Below are 20,155 nucleotides of genomic sequence, written 5' to 3'. Positions count from 1 at the left end.
GGGTGGTCGCGTGTCGCCCTCGGGATTCCCTGCGCCCGAGAGAGCTGACGCACCCTGCCACCTCGGCCTTGTCGATACGTCCTGACAAACCCATTGACATCACCTGCGGGTACCCGCATAGTTCCTGCCACTAGAGCGCGCTAGTGGAGCGCTCCAGTCCTTTACCGGCGGGCGGAACCCGTGACCCTCCCCCCACCTGAGAACCCGCCCCGATCAGCACAGCGAGGTGCATGGGACATGCGCAGACACCACCGAGCCGCCGGCCTGACGGCCGCCGCCCTGGCAGCCGCCCTGTTCGCCGCGGGATGCTCCAGCGGCTCCGGCGGAAAGGATTCCGAGGAGGGCTCCGGCGACACCGCGGCAGGCAAGGCCACCACGCCCCGGATGACCGTGGCCATGATCACTCACGCGGCGCCCGGTGACACCTTCTGGGACCTGATCCGCAAGGGCGCCGAGGCGGCCGCCGCCAAGGACAACGTCAAGCTCGTGTACTCCAGCGACCCGGCCGCCGGCAACCAGGCCAACCTGGTGCAGAACGCCATCGACCAGAAGGTCGACGGCATCGCCCTGACCGCGGCCAAGCCGAGCGCGATGAAGGCCGTGATCGCCAAGGCCACCGCGGCCGGCATCCCGGTCGTCGGCTTCAACGCCGGCCTGGACGACTGGAAGGAACTCGGCATGCTCGAGTACTTCGGCCAGGACGAGAACATCGCCGGCGCGGCCTTCGGGGAGCGGCTGGGCGAGACCGGCGCCGAACACGCACTGTGCGTCATCCAGGAGCAGGGCCATGTCGCCCTCGAGGCCCGCTGCGCCGGTCTGAAGAAGGGGTTCAAGGGCAGGACCGACAACCTCTACGTGAACGGCACCGACATGCCGTCCGTGAAGTCGACGATCACCGCCAAGCTCCAGCAGGACCCCTCCATCGACCAGGTGGTCACGCTGGGCGCGCCCTTCGCGCTGACGGCGGTGCAGTCGGTGTCCGACGCGGGCAGCGAGGCAAAGGTCGCCACCTTCGACCTCAACAAGGAACTGGTGACGGCCGTCCAGGACGGCAAGGTCGAGTTCGCCGTCGACCAGCAGCCCTATCTCCAGGGCTATCTGGCGGTCGACTCGCTGTGGCTGTACCGGACCAACGGCAACTTCAGCGGCGGCGGCAGCGCTCCGGTGCTGACCGGGCCCGCCTTCATCACCAAGGAGAACGTCGACGCGGTCGCCGAGTTCGCCGCGAAGGGCACGCGCTAGGCGTGTACCGGGACAGGCGGGGCCGGCCGTGACCGCGACGGGGCACGGCCGGCCCCGCCGCCGTTCGTCAGCGGGCCGGCTCCTGCGGGGCCGGCCCGCTCGTGCCGCGCACGACGAGCTTGGGGTCCAGCACGGCCTCCCGCGGCTTCAGTTCCGGGTCCTCAAGCCGCTCCACGGCGAAGCGCACGGCGTGTTCCGCCAGCAGGACCGCGTCCTGGCGAACGGTGGTCAGGCCGATCGGCATCAGGTGGGAGAGGTGGCTGTCGTCGTAGCCGACGACGGACATGTCACGCGGGACCTCTACGCCCGAACGCGTCAGGGACATCAACAGGCCCATCGCGCAACGGTCGTTGCCCGCGAGGACCGCGGTCGGCAGGGGCAGCCCGCGGTCGCGCTCCGCCAGCAGCGTGCGGCCCGCCTCGATGCCCGACTCCTCGGTATGGGTGCCGGGAATCACCCGCAGCTCGGCCTCCAGCCCGTGCCGGCGCATCGCGGCCCGGTAGGCGCGCCGCCGCTCGGCCGAGCCGGGGCCGCGCCCGCCGTCGATGTGCACGATCCGGCGGTGGCCCAGTTCCACGAGGTGGTCCATGGCCTGGCGCACGCCCTTGCCCTCGGCGCTGTGCACCAAGTCGACATGGGCGCCGGGCGCGCGACGGGCGACCGAGACGGTGGCGGCGCGGTGCCCGAGCTCGTCGAGGTAGCCCGGATCGGCGTCGGGGGCGAGCAGGATCAGGCCCTCGCAGCGGTGGCCGAGCAGGGCCTCGATCGCCTTGTCCTCGCCGCGGCCGGGGGTCGTCCCGGAGAGCAGCACGTCGTAGCCGAGCCGCTCGGCCTCCGGGTAGATGCCCGCGATGAGGTCCGTGTGGAAGGTCTGGTGGACGATGAACATCACGCCGAGCGTGCGGCTGCGGCCCCGGGCGAGCAGCCTGGCCGCGTTGTCCGGCCGGTAGCCGATCTCGTCGGCGACGCGCAGCACCCGCTCCCGGGTCTCGCTGCCGGCGCCGGGCAGGCCCCGGAAGACGATCGAGACGAGCGCCCGGGAGACACCGGCCTTCTGGGCGACGTCCGCCATCGTGGGCCGCTGACGGCCTGCCGCATCCACCTGTGAACCCACCCTTCGACGCCGTTCACCTTAGCCAGGTCCCGAAATCCGATGGCAACAAGCTATTGACATGACATTTGGACCAGGGTCATCGTACTCGGACTAGAGCGCGCTAGTAGAGCGCGACAGAAGATGCGTGGACACCACCCCTGACGTCCCCTCCCCGAAGGACCTGTCATGGCAACGGCGCCAACCTCGCCCCGCTCCACCGCGGGCAACCTGTGCCTGGGCTCGGCCCCCGACTCGTGGGGGGTGTGGTTCCCCGAGGACGACCAGCAGGTCCCGTACACACGCTTCCTCGACGAGCTCGCCGGGGCGGGGTACGAATGGCTGGAGCTCGGGCCGTACGGCTACCTCCCCACCGACCCCCGGCGGCTGCGGGAGGAGCTCGACGCTCGCGGCCTGAAGGTCGCCGGCGGCACCGCCTTCGGCGCGCTGCACCGCCCCGAGGCATGGGACGAGATGCTCGTCCACGTCTGCCGGGTCGCCGAGCTGACGGCCGCGGCGGGCGCCCATCACCTGGTCCTCATCCCGCCCATGTACCGGGACGAGAAGACCGGCGCGTTCACCGAGTCGCCGGTGCTGACCGCCGACCAGTGGGCCGGCTTCGGCAAGGCCGCCGACCGGCTCGGCAAGCTGCTCCTGGACGACTACGACGTACGGCTCGTCGTCCACCCGCACGCCGACAGCCACATCCAGACCCAGCCGGAGATCGAGCGGCTGCTCAACGAGTCGGACCCGCGCTGGACGAACCTCTGCCTGGACACCGGGCACGTCGCCTACGGCGGCGGCGACAACGTCGATCTGATCCGGCGCTTCGGTGAGCGCGTCGGGTACGTGCACATCAAGCAGATGGACCCGGACGTCCTCGCGCAGGTCGCGGCGCAGGACCTGTCGTTCGGCGAGGCCGTCAAGCGCGGAGTGTGCGTCTCGCCACCCGCGGGCGTGCCGAACCCCGCCGACGTCGTGACCGAACTGGCCCGTCTTGACGCCGAGTTGTTCGTGATCGTCGAGCAGGACCTGTACCCGTGCGCGCCCGAGGTGCCGCTGCCCATCGCCGTGGGTACGCGTGAGCACCTGGCGGGCTGCGGCCTGACCGGGACCCGGCGCCCCGCCCTGAAGACACCCGGCCACCGGTGAGGCGTCCCATGGATCTCAGGGACGCCGCGATCGAGACCCCCTCCGCCGTCACACAGGACGCCCCGCCCGCGGTCTCCCGCCGGCTGCCGCTCATCACCGTCATCGCCGCCTTCGGCGGACTGCTCTTCGGCTACGACACCGGCGTCATCAACGGCGCCCTGCCGTACATGACGGAACCCGTGAAGCTCTGCGTCCCCGAGACGAAGGGCCGCTCGCTCGAATCCCTCGAAGCCGAACTCCGGGCGCGCTTCTCCTGAACACCCCCGTCCCCGGGTCCGTCGCGGCCGGGGACCGCAGAAAGGACCACAACCCATGACTGTGCGAGTAGGCGTCATCGGCGCCGGCTGGATCGGCAAGGAGCACATCCGGCGCCTCACCGACACCGTCACCGGCGCCCGCGTCACCGCGGTCACCGACATCGACGCCGCCCGTGCCGAGGAGGCCGCCGCCGAGACCGGCGCCCGGGCGCTGCCCGACGGTGCGGCCGTGGCCGCGGCGGAGGACGTCGACGCCGTACTGGTGACGTCCTGGGGTCCGACCCACGCCGAGCACGTGCTGAACGCCGTCGCCGCCGGGAAGCCGGTGTTCTGCGAGAAGCCGCTCGCGACCACCGCCGAGGACTGTCTGCGGATCGTCGAGGCCGAGACCGCGCACGGCCGGCGCCTGGTGCAGGTCGGCTTCATGCGCCGCTACGACGCCGGGTACCGGCAGATGAAGCAGGTCATCGACGCCGGCCGGATCGGCGAGCCGCTGATCGTGCACTGCGCGCACCGCAACCCGACCGTGCCGGAGTCGTACACCTCCGAGATGGCGGCCCTCGACACGGCCGTGCACGAGGTGGACGTGCTGCGCTGGCTGCTGGACGACGAGATCGTCTCCACGCAGGTCATCACCCCGCGCTCCACGAGCAAGCGGTTCGCGCACCTCAAGGACCCGCAGATCATGCTGTTCGAGACCGCCAAGGGCGTCCGCATCGACCTGGAGGTCTTCGTCAACTGCCGGTACGGCTACGACATCCAGTGCGAGGCCGTCGGTGAGGAGGGCCTCGTCCGGCTGCCCGATCCGGCCGCCGTAGGGGTGCGCACCGCCGCCCGGCACAGCACCGAGGTGCTCACCGACTGGGTGGGCCGCTTCCGGGACGCCTTCGACACCGAGTTCCGCGAGTGGATCGCGTCCGTCGCGGCCGGCGACGAGCCCGCCGGGCCCTCCGCCTGGGACGGCTACGCCGCGACCGTCATCACCGCCGCGACCGTCGAGGCGCTTCGGTCGGGCCGCGTCGTCGCCACCGGCCTCAAGCCCCGTCCCGCCTTCTACGGAGGTGCCGCGTGAAGATCGCCCTCGACCCGTACATGTTCCGTGCGCTGCCCATCGACGAGATGGTGCGCACCGTCGCCGAACTCGGCTACGACTACATCGAGTTGTCGCCCCGCGACGACTTCATGCCGTTCTTCCTGCACCCGCGTGCCGACGACGGGCGGGTCGCGGAGCTGAAGAACGCCCTGCGCACGCACGGCGTCCAGCTGTCCTCCGTACTGCCGCTGTACAAGTGGTCGTCGCCGGACGAGACGGAGCGGCAGGCGGCCGTCCGCCACTGGAAGCGGATGATCGAGATCACCGCCGACCTCGGATGCCCGCTCATGAACAGCGAGTTCAACGGCCGCCCCGAGCGCGCGGCCGAGAGCGAGGCGGCCTTCTGGCGGTCGCTGGAGGAACTGCTCCCGGTGTTCGAGCGCGAAGGCATCGCTCTGAACCTGGAGGCCCACCCGGACGACTTCTGCGAGGAGAACGCCCCGGCGGTCGACCTGGTCCACGCGATCAACAAGCGGTGGGTGAACTACCTCTACTGCGCCCCGCACTCCTTCCACCTGTCCGGGTCCGCGGAGGCCGGCGCCGACATCGCGGCGATGATGCGCTACGCCGGTGACAAGCTCCAGCACGTGCACATCGCGGACTCCTTCAACCACAAGGGCTCCTCCGGCCTGCGCTACATCCTCAACCCGCCCGGCACGACGGCCCGGATCCACCAGCACCTGGACATCGGGCAGGGCGAGGTCGACTGGGACGCCTTCTTCGGCACGCTGCGCGAGCTGGGCTTCGACGGCGTCGCGACGGCCTGTGTCTTCGCCTGGGAGGAACGTGCGAAGGAGTCCTCGGCGTTCATGCTGGACCGCATCCGCAAGGAACTGGCCAGGTAGGCGGTACGGCGGTGCAGGCGGCCTTCGGCGTGAGCGGCAGGGTACCGACGCCGCTGAGGAAGGCGGAGTGGACGGGGCCGTGGGCGAAGGTGACGTGCCTGTTGGGGGTGCGGTCCAGCCGCAGCTCGCCCGGGGCGTCGAAGACCAGCTCGTCGTGGTGGGCGGAGGCGTTCCAGACGGTGACGATCGCGCCGGTCCGAACCGGGTGGCCGCCGATCTCGGTGTCGGTGGTCGCGGTGCGCCCGGCGTGCCGCGCGTGAGTGTGTCGAGTTCGTCCGGCGCGATCGTCCGCCGCGTGGTCATCGCGTTTCCTCGCGTGGTCCGCCGGTGCGTCGGTCCCGGTGCGCCCGTGGCCCGCGGTGGGCTTCCGGGCGCACGTCGGACGGGTGCTCCTCAACGCGGTCCAGGCACTCAACGGCTCTCGCCGGCGCGGCGGTCCGACCGGCGCTGTGACAGCCACAGGGCGACCTCCTCGGCGATCGGCTGTCCGGTCTCCAGTTCCACGAAGCCGAACTGGCCGCCCTGGTTGCACTCCAGGAACCACCAGATGCCGTCCTCGTCCTCGGCGAAGTCGAAGGCGGCGTACGCCAGTCCGGCGAGGGTGACGTACTCGTGCACCGACTTGCCGATGCGGTCGGGGACCGGGACCGGCTCCCAGGCGTGTCCGGTCTCGCCGTAGCGGCCGTCGACCTGGCCGGGTCCGGCCGTCTTGCGCGCGGCGAACAGCCGGGTGCCGACGGAGGTCAGCCGGATGTCGGCGCGCTTGTGCACGTACCGCTGGAGCAGCGCGGGCCCGGCCGCGACGGCGGCGAAGTCCGCGTCGGGGCCGATGAGGGTGGTGGGCAGGGTCAGCACGGGGTCGCCGGGCGGCGGTCCCGAAGCGGACTTCACCACCACCTCCCGGTGCTCCTCGACGAACTCCCGTGCCAGGCGGGGTGCCGTGGTGAAGACGGTCGGCGGCACCGCGAAGCCGCTGAGGTGGGCGACCCTCAGCTGCCAGGGCTTGAGCCGGGCCTGCTCGGCGTTGCGCGGGTGGTTCATCCACCGTGCGGCGGCGGAGTGGAGCATCCCGTACAGCGCCTGCCGGGTCTCGGCGGTCAGCCACGGTGAGGGGTTGGCGGCGTGTGCGGCCGGCTCGCCGGGCCTGCGCACCCAGATGGAGCGCAGGCCGCCCATGCTGAGCACATGCCCGTTGACCGACAGATGGCCGTCGAAGTCGCCGTGGGCGTAGTCGGCGGCCAGCACGGCCTTGCCCGGCAGGTCGGCGGGGTCCAGACGCAGCACGGGCGTCCCCGTCGCGTACAGTCTGGCCACCACCATGTCGGCGGTCACGTCCTCCTCGGACGTCAGGATCAGAACCGTCATGCGCGGCCCGGTTCGTCAGTCGTCGAAGTGGGTCGCGGACCCGGCGGTGGACGTCGTCGTACCGACCGCGAGCAGGAGGTCCGGGTCACTGACGGCGGGCCGGCCGTCGGGCAGCATGTTCAGCTGCCGGGCCGGGTCGAAGTGATACGGCGTCACCGCCTGAGCGATCCCGCCGGGAAACGCGTACTTGAGAGTGAACGGTTGCACTTTAAACCTCCACTGGTGGCGTTGTCTGAATTACCGTCCCTTACGCACTGCTTGCGTAATGAATTCATCACTTTCGGCCACACCGGGGTGAAGGTCATCACATTGCGCTGCCGCGACTGCGGGCGTATGAGGGGGCAGTTGGGCGCCACGGGGCACGTGCGACCGCCGGACCGCTCTCTCCACCGAACCTCAGGACGGCGGCGCCCCGCCGCCCCGGAGGCGCTCCAGATCGGAGGGGCGGACCTCGATGACGAGCAGGGCGATCACCGCGGCGACCGCCGTGAAGATCGCGGCCGCGATGAAGGCGGCGGAGACGCCCGAGGCGAGGATCTCGTCGGCGTACTGCGCCGGGAGCTGCCCGGTGCGTTCGAAGCGCAGCCGTTCCACCGGGGTCGCCTGGGAGAGGAAGGCCGGGATCTGTTTGTCGGCCTCGTTGTTGCTGGCCGTCCCGAACGTCGTGACCAGGATGGACAGCCCGAGGGAACCACCCACCTGCTGGGTGGCGTTGAGCAGCCCGGAGGCGGCGCCGGTCTCCCGGACGGTCACGTTGGACAGCGCCATCAGGGTCAGGGACACGAACTCCATGCCCATGCCGAGACTGAAGACGAGCATCGGGCCGAGGATGCTGCCGGGGTAGGTGGAGTCGACGTCGGTCAGGGTCAGCCAGCCCAACCCGGCGGCGGCCAGGATCGCGCCGGTCACCATGAACGGCTTGGGCCCGTACTTCGGCAGGAGCTGGGAGGCGAGCCCCGCGCCCACCGCGATCACCGCGCTCACCGGAAGGAAGGCGAGGCCGGCCTGGAGCGGGCTGAAGTCCAGCACGTCCTGCACGAAGAGCGTGAGGAAGAAGAACATCCCGAAGATCGCGGCGGCCAGGCTCAGCATGATGCCGTACGTGCCCGCACGGTTGCGGTCGGCGAACATGTGCAGGGGCGTGATCGGCTGTCTGGAGCGCTGCTCGACCAGCACGAACAGGATCAGGAAGACGACGGCCGCCCCGAACGAGCCCAGCGTGAGCGGGTCCCGCCAGCCGTCCTGTGCGGCCCGGATGAACCCGTACACCAGCAGCACCATGCCGATGGTGGAGGTCAGCGCGCCCGCTATGTCGAAGTGCCCGGGGTGGCGCTCGGACTCCCGGATGTAGCGCGGGGTGGCGAGCACGATGAGCAGCCCGATGGGCACGTTGACGAACAGCACCCAGCGCCAGTTCAGCCACTCGACCAGGATGCCGCCCATCAGCAGCCCGATCGCGCCGCCGCCCGCGGAGACCGCTGCGAACACGCCGAACGCCCGGTTGCGCTCTGGTCCTTCGCGGAACGTCGTGCTGATCAGGGCGAGCGAGGTCGGGGACGCGATGGCGCCGCCGACACCCTGGAGGGCGCGGGCGGCGAGGAGTTGCCAGGAGTTCTGGGACAGTCCGCCGAGCAGCGAGGCGAGGACGAACAGCAGGACACCGAAGACGAACACCCGTCGTCTGCCGAGGATGTCGCCCATCCTGCCGCCGAGCAGCAGCAGTCCGCCGAAGGTGAGCGTGTAGGCGTTCACCACCCAGGACAGGTTGGTCGTCGAGAAGTCGAGGGAGCGCTGGATGTGCGGCAGGGCGATGTTCACGATGGTGATGTCGAGCACCACCATCAGCTGACAGGAGGCGATGACCAGCAGCGCCATACCGCTGCCGCGGCCATCACTCCGCTCCGTCTCCTGCGGGGTGGGCCGCGCTTCGGGGGTCGGCTCCGGGTTGCTCATCGCATCGCGCCGTGGGCGGGGGCTCGGTGGTCGGATCCCGCCACCATTCGACGGTACGCCGGTGCCGGACGGGCCTCCAGTCGATCAGTTCCGCCCGTGCGCCGGGCCGTCACCGGGGGTGGTCAGCGGCCTCCGCGGATCAGCCCCGTGAGGTAGCGCCACAGCGACGAGCGCTGCCGGGCGCACCGGTCCGGGAGCACCGGCCCGGCGCTCTCCGGCGCCGGCGGCAGCGCCGGGGCCTTGGAGGGCGGGGCAGGGCAGGGGCGCGGCGAAGCGGAAGGCGGACGGTGCCGGTTCGCTCACCGGGGCGAGCGCCCGTTCCGGGCGGGACTGCGAACAGTGGGCGCCCGCACGTCGGAGGTGCGGCCCGTGCCCGGCGTCAGACGAACTCCTCGGCGGACTTCGCCCCCTGCTCGCGCAGCCATGTCACGAGCGTGTGGTGGCCCTCGCGGTGGGCGGCGTCCAGTGTGGTCAGCCGGTCGCAGCCGACCAGGTGACGTCACCGCCCCGTCGCAGCAGGTGGTGGGCGATGCCCTGCTGCCCGCCGTGGCAGGCGCACCACAGCGCGGCGGTGACGTCCTCGGCACCGGGGCGGTCGGCGATCGCCCGGCTCGGCACGTACCTGCGGACGGTGGCCGGGCGGAGCTGGGCCGTCACGCCCGCTCGAAGTGGCTGGGTCTGCCGTCCCGGTGGACCGGTCGGCCGAGCCGTCGGGCCCTGGCGTGGGGCATGAGGGTCCAGCCGCCGTCGGCCTCGCGCAGGGCGACGGAGTGCCAGGGCGTCGTCCACACGTCGGGCGCGTCGAGCAGCCGGATGCCGAACTTGGCGGCACCCGCCGGCTGGGGGTGGATCGACAGGCGTACGGCGCGCGGATGGTGATCGGCGATGAGCCGGCCCCAGGCCCGGCTGCGCTGGATGACGCCGTACGCCCGCTTGCGGCACTCCCGTTGCAGGGCCGAGCGGCTGCCGGTGAACCCGCTGGTGTCCTCGACGAGGAAACGGGTGATGCCCCGGTACAGGGCGAGGGTCTGTGCGTCGGTGCGGACCTCGGCGCGCAGGGCTTGCGGGGTGGGTGCGTAGCGGTCGTGGACGTGGGCGCGTCTGGCGTCGTGCGGGAGGTCCCCGAGGACGTCGCGCAGGTCGAAGAGGGACAGGCGGCGCAGGTCCGACTCCCGGATCAGGGCGCGCAGTTCGTCCGCGTAGGCGTCGATGTGCTGGTCGGGGACGCGGATGAGGTCTCCGAAGACATGGCCGTCGGAGCAGATGACGACCTGCGCGCCGGGTGCGTGGATCTCCTCGATTCCGGCGCACAGGGTGTCGAGGAAGGCGAGGGAGAGACGTTCGCCCATGTCCGGGAGGTGGCCCAGGGTCTTGGCCGGGTTGGGCGACTTGCAGGGGAAGCCGGGCAGGGTGAGGACGATCGGGGCGCCCTCACGCACGAAGTCGGTGATCCGGCGCAGTTGATGGGTGAACGCCTCGGCCGTGGCGCGGGAGGGGTCCGTCGTGCGGTGGTGCGCGAGGAGCAGGTCCAGGATCCTCGCGGCGGTGGTTCGGGGGAGGGTGTCCGGTGCGGTCGTCAGCGACATGTCGTTCCTCCACGGGGTGCGGGCATGGCGGGGTGGCGCCTCGGCGGGACGGGCGCGGTCGGTCAGGGGGCCGGGGCCGGCGTCACAGCCGTCGGTCGTAGCCCACGGGCAGGCGCTGGGTGCCGCGGCCCAGGACAGCCGGGATCCACTCGAGGTCCTCGGCCTTTGCGGCGAGGTGCAGGCCGGGCAGGCGGGCCAGCAGTGTGCCGAGGGCGACGCGGAGTTCGGCGCGGGCGAGGGCGGCGCCGGGGCAGAAGTGGATGCCGTGCCCGAAGGCGAGGTGCGGGTTGGGGCTGCGGTCGAGATCGAGGGTGTCGGGGCCGGGGAAGCGGCGCGGGTCGCGGTTGGCCGCGCACAGGGAGACGATCACGGAGTCCCCGGCCGGTACCTCGGTGCCGTACAGGTCGCTGTCCTCGTCGAAGAAGCGCCAGGTGGTGAGCTCGAAGGCGCTGTCGTGGCGCAGGAGTTCCTCGACGGCGCGGGGCAGCAGGGCGGGGTCGTCGCGCAGCCGGGCGAGCTGGTCGGGGTGACGGAACAGGGCGATGAGGGCTGTCGTGATCTGGTTGGTGACCGGTTCCTGGCCCGCGACCAGCAGCTGGAAGATCATCGAGTCGAGCTCCTCCTGGGAGAGTCCGCCCTCGTCACGGGCGGCGACGAGGCGGCCGAGGAGATCGCCGTCCCCGTGCTCGCGCTTGTGCGCGACCACCTCGGCGATATAGCCCTGGAGGCCGTGCAGTCGCGCTTCGTACTGAGGCCGCCCCGGGTCCGTCGGCCCCACCGGCTGGACGACCTTGCCCCAGTCGCGGTCGAAGCGTGCCGCCAACTCCCCGGGCAGACCGATGACTTCGGCGAGCGCCCGGAAGGGGAAGCGGGCGGCGAACCCGGCGACGAGGTCGGCGGGCCCGTGCTGCGGAAGGGCGTCGACGAGCGCGTCGGCCAGTGCCTGCAAGCGCGGCGTCAGCGCCTCGACGCGGCGCGGCGTGAACGAATCCGTGACGAGGCGCCGCATGTGCGTGTGCTTCGGCGGGTCCTGGTGCAGGAGATGGACCTGGAGCTGGGAGTGCTGCGGCTCGGGCATGATCGAGGCGCGCTCGCGCCAGCCGTCGTTGCCCCGGTCGTGGTTCTTGCCGAGCCGGTCGTCGTTCAGCGCGGCGTGGGCGGCGTCGTACCCGGTGACGAGCCAGGCCCGCACGCCGCTGGGGAAGAGGACCCGGTGGACGGGACCGGCGTCGCGCATCCGCTCGTACAGCGGATAGGGGTCGGCCTTGTACGGACAGCCCATCAGCGGCACCGGGTCGGTGAGCGGCTGCGGTTCCTGGACGGTCATGGGTGGTGGCGCTCCTCAGAGGGCGAGTTCGGGCCGGTGGTGGTCCAGCCACAGGGCGAGGTCGACGACGCGTTCGAGACGGAGGCGGTGGCCCCACTCCAGGTGTTCGGGCGGGGTGTCGAGGCAGGGCTTGACGCGGGCCTCGTCGGCCAGGGTCCGGACCTGCTCGACGGACAGGGCCTGGCGGGCCAGGTCCTGCAGTCCGCGGTTGTAGTCGGGGTGGTGGGTGGCCGGGTAGTGGTTCTTGGGGCGGTGCAGCACGGAGTCGGGCGCGAGTCCCGCTCCGGCGGCACGCAGCAGGCTCTTCTCCCGGCCGTCGAAGCTCTTCAGCGCCCAGGGCACGTCGAAGGCGTACTGCACGAGCCGGTGGTCGCAGTACGGGACGCGGACCTCCAGCCCCCGGGCCATGCTCAACCGGTCCTTGCGGTGCAGGAGTTGGCGCAGCCAGCGGGTCAGGGACAGGTGCTGCATCTCTCGTTGCCGGTGCTCGGCGGGACTCTCGCCGTCGAGGTGGGGCACGGCGGCCAGCGCGGTGCGGTAGGTGTCGTCGCGGAACTCGGCCATGCGCAGGCCGAGTTCGGGGTTGAGCGGCATGGCGGCCTCGTCGCCGGTGACCAGCAGCCAGGGGAAGGTGTCGGCGGCGAGCGCCCTTGGGCTGTGGAACCAGGGGTAGCCGCCGAAGACCTCGTCGGCTGCCTCGCCGGACAGGGCGACGGTGGAGTGCCGCCGTATCTCGCCGAACAGCAGGTACAGCGAGGTGTCCATGTCGCCGACGCCGATGGGTGAGTCGCGGGCCACGACGACGGCCCTGCGGTGCTCGGGGTCGAGCAGGGCGCGCGGATCCAGTACGACCGTGCTGTGGTCGGTGCCGATGAACGCGCCCGCCTCGACGGCGTACGGAGTGTCGTGGCCGGTGCGCAGGACGTCGCCGGTGAATCGCTCGGCCTGGTCGCTGTAGTCGACGGCGTAGGAGCGGATCCGGGCGTCCGGGCCCTCGCGGAGCCGGAGTTCGTCGGCGAGCAGGGCGGTCAGGACGGTGGAGTCGATGCCGCCGGACAGCAGGCTGCACAGCGGGACGTCGGCCTCCAGCTGCCCCCGGGCGGCCGTGCCGATCAGCTCGCCGATCCGCTCGACGGTGGCGTCCCGGTCGTCCTCGTGCGCGCCGGCCTCCAGCTGCCAGTAGCGGCGTTCGCGGATACCGTCGCGGTCCAGGACGAGCAGGCCGCCCGGCTGCACCTCCCGTACGCCGGACCACACCGTCGGCCCGGTGTTGAACAGCAGGCTGTACGCCTCCCGGAGCCCGTCCGCGTCGACCCGTGGCCGTATCTCGGGGTGCCGGAAGAGGGCCTTGGGCTCGGAGGCGAAGGCCAGGCCGCCGTCGACGGCCGCCCAGAACAGCGGTTTGACGCCGAGCCGGTCACGGACGAGGAGCAGCCGCCCCGCGCGTTCGTCCCAGACGGCGAACGCGAACATGCCGTCCAGGTGGTCGGCCAGTCCGTCGCCCCACTCCTCGTAGGCACGCAGCACGACCTCGGTGTCGCTGCGGGTGCGGAACCGGTGTCCGCGGCCGCGGAGTTCAGCTCGCAGCCCGTGGTGGTTGTAGATCTCTCCGCTGTAACTGAGGACGGTCGTGGGCGCGTGCGGCCGGTCGGTCATCGGCTGCGCGCCGCCTTCGAGGTCGATGACGGCCAGCCGGCGGTGGCCGAGCGCGGCCCGCTCCCCCAGCCACACACCGCCGGCGTCGGGGCCGCGCGGTGACAGCTCCGCGGTCATGGCCTCGATGACCGGGGTCCGGGTGCGGGCGTCGTGGTGGAAGGACGCCCAGCCGGTGATTCCGCACATCGGAACTCCTGGATCAGTTCGGGACGGTGTCGGTGGCCTGCTCGGGCACGGAGGCGCCGGGTCGACCGGGCGGCGCCAGCAGGGGTACGGCGAGACAGGCGGCCACGGCGGCGAGGATCAGCCCGGCCCGTGCGCCGTCGCCGGTCCCGGCCAGGGCCCAGGCCGCGGTGGCGAGGGCGGGGCCCAGGGTGAAGCCGAGGCTGCGGGCGACCTGGACCGTGGAGCCGACGGTGGCGGTGCGCCGCGGCGGGGCCGCGGCCATGACGAGAGCCTGTGCCGGGCCGCCGTTCAGCCCCATGCCGAAGCCGGCCAGCGCCAGCCGCCAGGCCACGTCCGGCGGGGACCAGCCGTCGCCGAGCGGGATCAGCAGCAGGAGGCCGGTCGCGGTGAGGGCGGCACCGGTGATCGCGAGGGGCCGCAGGCCGTACCGGTCCGCGAGCCGGCCGCCGAGCGGTCCGGCCAGCCCCATGCCGAGCGGGAAGGCGAGCACGGTCAGGCCGGTCGTGGTGGCGCTGACCCCCTCGTCCTGCTGCAGGTGCAGGGCGACGACGTAGTGCACGGCGGCGAAGGCGGCCGCCAGCGCGAGGACCGCGCCATGTGCCCGGAACAACCCCGCCGCACGCAGCACTCCGGTCACCGGACGGCCACCCGGCCCGCGCAGCCACCACCACAGCGGCATCAGCGAGGCGAGCGCGAGCAGAGCCCACGGCGGACGTTCGGTTCCGAGAGTCAGGGCCAGCAGCAATGCGGCCAACCCGCCGCCGACGAGCAGCGTGTCGGCGAGGAACCGCCGGTCCGGGGCGCGCAACGGGCCGTCGTCGGGCATCGCCCGCCAGGCCAGCACAAGGGCCGGCAGGCAGAACGGGAGCTTGACCAGGAAGACCCAGCGCCAGCCCAGGTGGTCCAGGAGCAGCCCGCCCACGGCCGGTCCCGTCATGGCGCCGAGCGGGCCGAGCGTGGCGGGCACGCTCATCGCGCGACCGCGTGCTTCCGGGCGCACGGCCCGGATCACCAGCACCGGCATCAGCGCGAACAGCACCGCCGCGCACGCGCCCTGCCCGATGCGGGCCGTTGTCAGCCAGACCGCCCAGGGAGCCAGGGCGGCGAGCACGCCGCAGGTCGCGAAGCCGGCGGTCGCCGCCAGCAGCGCGGCCCTCATGCCGGCGCCGTCCAGCAGGCGGCCGACCGGCAACAGCAGTGCGACGACCGGGAGTTGATAGCCCAGCACCGCCCATTGCGCCGTCGCGTCCGAGACGCGCAGTCCCGTGGAGATGTCGGCCAGCGCCACGTTGACGACGTTCATGTCGAGCATGGCCACGAACGACAGCGCGCCCGCGACGGCCACGAGAACCCAGCGATCCCTCACCTCACACCTCCTCCCTCTCCTGGCCGCCTGCCGTTCGGCAGCCTCACTTCCAGAGGTCGGGGGCGCTGAGGACCCAGTTCCCGGATTTGGCCGGAAATATGAAGAATGCGGAGTCCGGTCACACACTTCGGCGTCAGGGCGCGCCGACGCCTGCCGCGGGGGCCCGGTGGTCGAAGGCGATCAGCGGGTCGCCGGTCAGCGGATGGTCGACGACGGTCGCCCGTACGCCGAACACCTCGGCCAGCAGGGCGGGCCGCAGCACCTCGCGGGGCGGGCCGGAGGCGACCACCTGGCCGTCGTGCAGGACGTGCAGCCGGTCGCAGACGGAGGCCGCGGCGTTGAGGTCGTGCAGCGACACCAGGGTCGTCCGGCGTCCCGCCCGGAGCAGGGCGAGGAGTTCGACCTGGTGCCGGATGTCGAGGTGGTTGGTGGGCTCGTCCAGGACCAGGACGTCCGGCTGCTGGGCGAAGGCGCGGGCCAGCAGGACGCGTTGGCGCTCCCCGCCGGACAGTTCCGTGAAGCGGCGCCCGGTGTGCCGCTCCATGCCGACGTCCGCGAGGGCGCGGGCGACGACGTCCCGGTCGGTGGGGTCCTCCCCGGCGAAGGCCCGCTTGTAGGGCGTACGGCCCATGGCGACGACCTCGCGGACGGTCAGTTCGAAGTCGCCGCCGCGCTCCTGCGGGAGTGCCGCGACATGGCGGGCCGCCTCGGCGGGGGCAAGTCGGCGCAGGTCGGTGCCGGACAGCAGGACGCGGCCGGCCGCCGGCTTCAGATGCCGGTACACGGTGCGCAGGAGTGTGGACTTGCCGCTGCCGTTCGGGCCCACGAGGCCGGTGATCTCACCCTCGTCCGCGATCAGCCGGGCGCCCGCGACGACCGTACGGCCCGCGTACGCGACGTCCAGGTCCTCGATGTCGATCCTCAAGTCGTGCTCCCCGAGATCCTCAACTGCCGCTCCCCAACCGCCGGTCCAGCAGGTACAGCAGCGCCGGTGCCCCGATGAGGGACGTGACCACGCCGACGGGCAGCTCCTGGGTGTCCATGGCCGTGCGGCACACGATGTCCACGACGACCAGCAGCAGCGCGCCGAACAGTGCCGAGACCGGCAGCAGGCGGCGGTGGTCGCCGCCGACGATCAGGCGGCAGGCATGCGGCACCATGAGCGCGACGAAGGCGATGGCGCCGGAGACGGCGACGAGTACGCCGGTCAGCAGGCTGGTGAGGGTGAACAGTTCCCGGCGCAGCCGGGTGGCGTCGACGCCGAGACCGGCCGCGGTCTCGTCGCCCATGATCAGGGCGTTGAGGCCCCGGGCGCGCGCCTGCAGCCACACCAGTGTGACGGGTACGGCGACGGCCGGGGCGGCGAGCAGCGGCCAGCTCGCCCCGCTCAGGCTGCCCATGAGCCAGAACAGCACGCTGTGCGTCTGCTGCTCGTCGCCGGCCTGGAGCACCAGGTAGCTGGTGAACCCGGACAGGAACTGCCCGATCGCCACGCCCGCCAGCACCAGCCGCAGCGGCGCGAATCCGCCCCGGCGCCGGGCCACCGCCCAGACCAGCGCGAAGGTGGCGAGGGCGCCCGCGAACGCCGCGCCGGACAGTCCGAGCCCGAGCGCACCGCCCGCACCGACGCCGAGCACGATCGCGGCGACCGCTCCGAGTGAGGCTCCGTTGGAGATGCCCAGGAAGTACGGATCGGCCAGCGGGTTGCGTACGAGGGCCTGCATCGCCGTGCCGACGAGACCGAGCCCCGCGCCGACCAGCGCGGCCAACAGGGCGCGGGGCACCCGGAGTTGCCACACGATCAGGTCGTCGGTGCCGGGGCGGGGCGCCTCGCCGGACAGGCGCCGCAGGACGACGCTCCACACCTCACCGGCCGGGATGGACGTCGAGCCCCAGGACACGGCGGCAGTCAGCGCGGCGAGCAGCGCCAGGGCGAGGGTGGCGGCCAGCGGCGCGGCGGGCACGGAGCGCGTCCGGGGGCGCTCCTGCGGATCCGCCTGGCCCTTCCGGCGCACCAGGGTGTCCAGCACCGTCAGCCGACCTTGCCGGGGTAGAGGGTCTTCGCGATCTTCTCGACGGTGTCGGCGTTGGCGACGCCGGCGATGGTGGTCCGCTCGGAGCCGATGCGCAGGAAGCGGCCTTCCTCGACGGCCTTCAGGCCCTTGGTCGCGGAGTTCGTCCCCAGCCACTCGCGGGCCTCGTCGTAGGCCTTGTCGTTCGCGGCCTCACTGCCCCGGTCGCGCACCGCGAGCTGGATCCAATCCGGGTTCTTCGCGATCACGTCCTCCCAGCCGACCTGCTTGTAGTCGCCGTCGCAGTCGGCGAAGACGTTGCGCGCCCCGGCCAGCGTGATGACGGCGTTGGCGACCTGGCGGTTGCAGACGGCCATGGGCTGCTTGGTGCCGGCGTCGTAGTCGAAGAAGAAGTACGTGGGCCGCTTCCGCTCGGGCGTGCCGCCGACGGCCTTGCGCACGGCGTCCACCTTCTCCCTCATGCCGGCGACGAGTTCCGCGGCCCTGGCGCTCGTGCCGGTGACGGCGCCGAGGGAGGTGATGTCGTCCTCGACGGCGGACAGGTCGGTGACGGGGCTCTTGCTCCGGGCCGCGCACGCCGTGGACTTGAGGAAGATGTGCCGGATGCCGGCCGCCTTGAACTCGGCCTCGGTCGGCGCGTCCCCCATGCCGCCGCCCATGTTCATCGAGGCGAAGGTGTCGATGTAGAGGTCGGCGCCGGAGCCGAGGAGCTTCTCCTTCGGGATCACCGTGTCGCTGAGGACCTTCACCTGCCGTGCCTGCGCGTCGAGTTCGTCCGGCAGGGTGCCCTCGCCGGGCGGGAAACCGGTGCCGATCAGCTTGTCCCCGGCGCCGAGCCGGAGGAGCAGTTCGAGGCTGGAGGCGTTGCTGGTGACGATGCGCTTCGGGGTCGCGGCGAAGGTGGTCTCGGCGCCCGCGCAGTCGGTGACGGTGACCGGGTGGTCCGCGGGGTCGCCCTGGCCGGCGGCGGGGCTCGCCGTCCCGTCGCTCCCGCTTCCGCAGCCTGTCGCCAGCAGGCCGCCGAACACCGCGGCCGTCATGGCCCGCCCCACACGAGAACGCATCGAGAACTCCCCTGATCCACTGGTCGCACGGGCGGATCTCCGCCGCCCGATCCAGTAGTCGGGGCGAACCCGGTGTCGGTTCCCGGCAGGGGAACCGACACCGGGTTCCGGGTCAGGCCGCGACGACGGCCGGTTCGGCGAGGGCGACGACGGGCGCCGCCTCCGCCAGGGCCGCGACGGGCGCTTCGGCGAGGGCCGCGGCGTCGTCCGTGACCGTGGTCTCGGCCTCCGCCAGCAGTTCGACGAGGGTCGCCCGGGCGCGGGCCACGCGCGAGCGGACCGTCCCGACGGGGCAGTCGCTCATCTCGGCCGCCTCCGCGTAGGGCAGGCCCACCATCTGGGTCAGGACGAACGCCTCACGGCGCTCGTCGGGCAGCGCGTCCAGCAGGTCGAGCAGCGCGATGCCCTCGTCGAAGCCGGGCAGGCCGGTCGGCTGGGCGCGTTCCGCCACCAGCGTCCAGTCGTCGGTGTCGCACAGCCGGGGCCTGGCGGCCGCGTACCGGTGACTGTCGATCACCGCGCGCCGCGCGATGGACAGCAGCCAGGCCCGCGCCGAGGACCGGCCTTCGAACCGGTGCAGGCTGCCGAGCGCCCGCAGGAACGTGTCCTGCGCCAGGTCGTCGGCGGCCTGCGGATCGGCGGACAGGTGCGCCACGTAGCGCACCACGTCGCGGTGCAGCGAGCGGACGAATCGGTCGGTCGCATCGGCGTCTCCGCCTCCGGCGGCCAGCGCCCACGCGGTCGTCGACTCGTCGCGGGAGACCGCCGTGGAGGCGGTCTCCACCTGGTTGCTCGCTTTGTCGGTCGCCTTGATGTCCGCCTTGATGTCCGCCTTGTCGTCCGCCTTCGTGTGCCTCACACGGGTCGGGCGCGAGGAGGGCAGAGCAGGAGTGATCACCTGGTTCCTTCTCGGTAGTCCGGACTCCGGCACGGCGGCGGGTACGACGGCATCACCGCCGGGCGCTTGGCACGGCGGTGTGCGACGTACGGGTACACCGCGCGGGATGGGTCCGGGGAAGCAAGGGATACGGCCGTACGACAGGTACGGCCGGGGCCCGAGGCACGGTCGCGCGCCTCGGGGAACCGGCTGTCTCAGCTGACAGCGATCCCTGCCGGCGGACCCCGAGAGGTGATCGTGTGGACGAGCGGCAGCAGCCGCGGGGCCCGGTCGGAGCGCCCGCGGCGCGGACGCGGACGAGGGCGGTGCGATGGCGTCGGCAGGACGAGCGACAGCCGCAGCGGGGCGGCCAGCCAGCCGGCGACGGCCCGCAGGATGCGGAACGCGGCCCGTTCACCGTGGCCGAGCCACAGGCCGCACAGGAGCGCGGCGAGGGTGTGGGCGGCGAACATGCCGAAGGAGGATGTGACGCCCATGTCGTGGCTCATGTCCATGTGTTGCATCCCCATGTGCCCCATGGACATGGATCCCGTGGAACCCATGGACCCGATGGAACTCATGGCGTCCGTGGACATGGGATCCATGGAGCCCCCGTGCGCGGACATGGAGCCCATGTCGTGCGCGGTGGAGGTGGACGTGGGGGACTGCGCGAACTCGAAGGCCGTGTGCAGCCCGCCCTGGGCCGCGACCACGACGGACACGACCAGGGGGAGCCCTCGCTCCCGGCCCGCGAGGCACCAGCCCACGCCGCCCGTGAGGACGGCGCCGGCGGCCAGCGTCCACCAAGGGACGGCCCGGCCCGACATGAGGACGTGACCGAGGGCGGCGAGCAGCACACAGACGGACGCGAACACCGCGGCCCGTATCGTGCGCACACCCCACCCAGCAGTCATGACGGCCCTCATCCTCGCATCCTGGGCCCACTCGTCACGGGTGGGTACGCACAACACCCCCGTCCCGCACTCAAGCCCAGAAGAGTGATACAGGACACATCAGCAGGAGGGAACTGGGCGCGCACTCCGGCCGACAAGTGAGGGTGTGG

At 72.2% G+C, this 20,155-nt stretch carries 19 protein-coding genes and 1 pseudogene; 5 read left to right on the top strand and 15 right to left on the bottom strand.

Annotation, left to right across the window (positions count from 1 at the left end; all coding sequences use genetic code 11):
• Nucleotides 1–237: 237 nt before the first annotated feature.
• Nucleotides 238–1,242: a sugar ABC transporter substrate-binding protein gene (locus AC3ETA_RS23995; RefSeq protein WP_432194957.1), complete on the top strand. Its 1,005-nt coding sequence runs from the start codon at nucleotides 238–240 to the stop codon at nucleotides 1,240–1,242.
• A gap of 67 nt (nucleotides 1,243–1,309) precedes the next feature.
• Here AC3ETA_RS23995 and AC3ETA_RS23990 read toward each other — a convergent pair whose 3' ends face one another.
• A complete protein-coding gene (locus AC3ETA_RS23990) occupies nucleotides 1,310–2,314 on the bottom strand; it encodes a LacI family DNA-binding transcriptional regulator (protein ID WP_432195004.1) in 1,005 nt (334 codons plus the stop codon).
• A 207-nt stretch (nucleotides 2,315–2,521) separates the two neighbouring features.
• Here AC3ETA_RS23990 and AC3ETA_RS23985 point away from each other — a divergent pair, with 207 nt between their 5' ends.
• The 4 genes and pseudogenes from AC3ETA_RS23985 (at nucleotide 2,522) to AC3ETA_RS23970 (ending at nucleotide 5,679) form a co-directional block, all read left to right on the top strand.
• Nucleotides 2,522–3,484, top strand: a complete 963-nt coding sequence (locus AC3ETA_RS23985) for a TIM barrel protein (protein ID WP_432194956.1) — start codon at nucleotides 2,522–2,524, stop codon at nucleotides 3,482–3,484.
• Between the two features lie 8 nt (nucleotides 3,485–3,492).
• Nucleotides 3,493–3,711, top strand: a pseudogene (locus tag AC3ETA_RS23980) (MFS transporter); the annotation flags it as partial.
• 85 nt (nucleotides 3,712–3,796) lie between these two features.
• A complete protein-coding gene (locus AC3ETA_RS23975; protein ID WP_432194955.1) occupies nucleotides 3,797–4,813 on the top strand; it encodes a Gfo/Idh/MocA family oxidoreductase in 1,017 nt (338 codons plus the stop codon).
• Nucleotides 4,810–5,679 (top strand): sugar phosphate isomerase/epimerase family protein, encoded by an 870-nt coding sequence (locus tag AC3ETA_RS23970; protein ID WP_432194954.1) that lies wholly within the window; start codon nucleotides 4,810–4,812, stop codon nucleotides 5,677–5,679. Before AC3ETA_RS23975 ends, AC3ETA_RS23970 begins: the two co-directional genes overlap by 4 nt.
• On the opposite strand, the gene AC3ETA_RS23965 is transcribed toward AC3ETA_RS23970, so the two are convergent.
• The 14 genes from AC3ETA_RS23965 to AC3ETA_RS23900 all read right to left on the bottom strand — a co-directional run bounded on the left by AC3ETA_RS23965 (nucleotide 5,642) and on the right by AC3ETA_RS23900 (nucleotide 20,006).
• Nucleotides 5,642–6,094 carry a hypothetical protein gene (locus AC3ETA_RS23965; RefSeq protein WP_432194953.1) on the bottom strand — a complete coding sequence of 151 codons (453 nt, stop codon included), beginning with the start codon at nucleotides 6,092–6,094 and terminating at the stop codon, nucleotides 5,642–5,644. The genes AC3ETA_RS23970 and AC3ETA_RS23965 overlap by 38 nt on opposite strands.
• Nucleotides 6,091–7,044 (bottom strand): MvdC/MvdD family ATP grasp protein, encoded by a 954-nt coding sequence (locus AC3ETA_RS23960; protein ID WP_432194952.1) that lies wholly within the window; start codon nucleotides 7,042–7,044, stop codon nucleotides 6,091–6,093. The genes AC3ETA_RS23965 and AC3ETA_RS23960 overlap by 4 nt, the downstream gene beginning before the upstream one ends.
• Before the next feature lie 15 nt (nucleotides 7,045–7,059).
• On the bottom strand, nucleotides 7,060–7,251 hold the full coding sequence (tgmA, locus tag AC3ETA_RS23955) for a putative ATP-grasp-modified RiPP (protein ID WP_107911840.1): 192 nt from the start codon (nucleotides 7,249–7,251) through the stop codon (nucleotides 7,060–7,062).
• A gap of 189 nt (nucleotides 7,252–7,440) precedes the next feature.
• Nucleotides 7,441–8,919: an MFS transporter gene (locus AC3ETA_RS23950; protein ID WP_432195003.1), complete on the bottom strand. Its 1,479-nt coding sequence runs from the start codon at nucleotides 8,917–8,919 to the stop codon at nucleotides 7,441–7,443.
• Nucleotides 8,920–9,468: 549 nt separating this feature from the next.
• Entirely contained in the window at nucleotides 9,469–9,654 is a 186-nt protein-coding gene (locus tag AC3ETA_RS23945; protein WP_432194951.1) for a hypothetical protein, read from the bottom strand.
• Nucleotides 9,651–10,583, bottom strand: coding sequence for an L-tyrosine/L-tryptophan isonitrile synthase family protein (locus tag AC3ETA_RS23940; protein ID WP_432194950.1), 933 nt, complete (start codon nucleotides 10,581–10,583; stop codon nucleotides 9,651–9,653). The genes AC3ETA_RS23945 and AC3ETA_RS23940 overlap by 4 nt, the downstream gene beginning before the upstream one ends.
• A gap of 82 nt (nucleotides 10,584–10,665) precedes the next feature.
• Complete coding sequence (locus AC3ETA_RS23935; RefSeq protein ID WP_432194949.1) at nucleotides 10,666–11,910, bottom strand: cytochrome P450 family protein; 1,245 nt, start codon at nucleotides 11,908–11,910, stop codon at nucleotides 10,666–10,668.
• A gap of 15 nt (nucleotides 11,911–11,925) precedes the next feature.
• Nucleotides 11,926–13,752: an asparagine synthase (glutamine-hydrolyzing) gene (gene asnB / locus AC3ETA_RS23930; RefSeq protein WP_432194948.1), complete on the bottom strand. Its 1,827-nt coding sequence runs from the start codon at nucleotides 13,750–13,752 to the stop codon at nucleotides 11,926–11,928.
• A 13-nt stretch (nucleotides 13,753–13,765) separates the two neighbouring features.
• On the bottom strand, nucleotides 13,766–15,118 hold the full coding sequence (locus AC3ETA_RS23925; protein ID WP_432194947.1) for an MFS transporter: 1,353 nt from the start codon (nucleotides 15,116–15,118) through the stop codon (nucleotides 13,766–13,768).
• A 133-nt stretch (nucleotides 15,119–15,251) separates the two neighbouring features.
• The gene (locus tag AC3ETA_RS23920) at nucleotides 15,252–16,043 is read right to left on the bottom strand and encodes an ABC transporter ATP-binding protein (protein WP_432194946.1); all 792 of its coding nucleotides are present in this window, start codon (nucleotides 16,041–16,043) and stop codon (nucleotides 15,252–15,254) included.
• A 19-nt stretch (nucleotides 16,044–16,062) separates the two neighbouring features.
• The gene (locus tag AC3ETA_RS23915; protein WP_432194945.1) at nucleotides 16,063–17,148 is read right to left on the bottom strand and encodes a FecCD family ABC transporter permease; all 1,086 of its coding nucleotides are present in this window, start codon (nucleotides 17,146–17,148) and stop codon (nucleotides 16,063–16,065) included.
• Between the two features lie 2 nt (nucleotides 17,149–17,150).
• A complete protein-coding gene (locus AC3ETA_RS23910) occupies nucleotides 17,151–18,215 on the bottom strand; it encodes an ABC transporter substrate-binding protein (protein ID WP_432194944.1) in 1,065 nt (354 codons plus the stop codon).
• A gap of 112 nt (nucleotides 18,216–18,327) precedes the next feature.
• The gene (locus tag AC3ETA_RS23905; RefSeq protein WP_432195002.1) at nucleotides 18,328–18,999 is read right to left on the bottom strand and encodes a sigma-70 family RNA polymerase sigma factor; all 672 of its coding nucleotides are present in this window, start codon (nucleotides 18,997–18,999) and stop codon (nucleotides 18,328–18,330) included.
• A gap of 308 nt (nucleotides 19,000–19,307) precedes the next feature.
• Nucleotides 19,308–20,006 carry a hypothetical protein gene (locus AC3ETA_RS23900; RefSeq protein ID WP_432194943.1) on the bottom strand — a complete coding sequence of 233 codons (699 nt, stop codon included), beginning with the start codon at nucleotides 20,004–20,006 and terminating at the stop codon, nucleotides 19,308–19,310.
• Nucleotides 20,007–20,155: the final 149 nt, after the last annotated feature.

The organism is Streptomyces sp. bgisy027 (genome assembly GCF_057710365.1).
This window is presented reverse-complemented; position numbering and strand designations above follow the sequence as displayed.